Raw genomic sequence first — 771 nt, 5'->3', positions numbered from 1 at the left:
GACCGGGGGCTGCTCGGGGTGGGGCGGTACGGGCAACGGCTGCGGAAGCGGCGGCAGTCGGCGTTCCGCGAGGGCTTCCGTGGCGCGTACGCCGGGAAGTGGTGCCGGTTCCTGGTCCTGGGCGGCGCGGGCCGCGCGGGCGGCGTTCAGCCGGGAGAGCGCGTCGAGCAGCTCGCGTTCGCCGCGGCCGCGCAGCAGAAGCAGGACGAAGGGGTCGGCGTCGAGCAGCCGGGCCGTCTGGTAACAGAGGGCGGCGGCGTGCTTGCAGGGGTGGCCGCGGTCGGGGCAGCTGCAGTGCGGTTCGAGGTCGCGCGGTCCGGGCAGCAACGGCACACCGCAGTCGGCGAGGGACTGCGGCAGCTCCTTGTCGAGCAGCGCGGCGATGTGCCCGGGCCGCTCGACGGCGGCGTCCAGGAAGCGGGCCCAGCCGGCGTCGTCCAGGGTCCGCAGCCTCACCTGCACGCGATACGGGCGTGGCCGGCTGCCCTGTACGTACGCCAGCACGAGCCCCGGAGTGACCGTGATGGCGTCCACATGCCCCTGCTCGGCGTAACTCCGCCCCCGCGCCAGCCGCTTGGCGTCCAGCGCGCCTTCCTCCAGCGCGGTCACCCAGGCATTTCCCCACCAGGTCGCCGCGAACCGGGGCCCGGCCGAAGCGTCGGACGCGCCGGAGGCCGCCGGTACCGGGGGCGGAGCCGGCAACGCGGGGAAGGTGCGGCGCAGTTCTCCGTCGCGGCCGGGGGCGGCCATGGAGGGCGCGTGCTGGGGTGG

1 protein-coding gene is annotated in these 771 nt (G+C 76.0%); it reads right to left on the bottom strand.

Translation table 11 applies throughout. The features are described from left to right. Positions 1–771 (bottom strand): SWIM zinc finger family protein (locus tag GRC12_RS44815; protein ID WP_244374728.1); only part of this gene is annotated, 771 nt, incomplete at both ends.

It is taken from the genome of Streptomyces griseorubiginosus, from assembly GCF_017614965.1.
Lineage (GTDB): Bacteria > Actinomycetota > Actinomycetes > Streptomycetales > Streptomycetaceae > Streptomyces > Streptomyces griseorubiginosus_B.
This window is presented reverse-complemented; position numbering and strand designations above follow the sequence as displayed.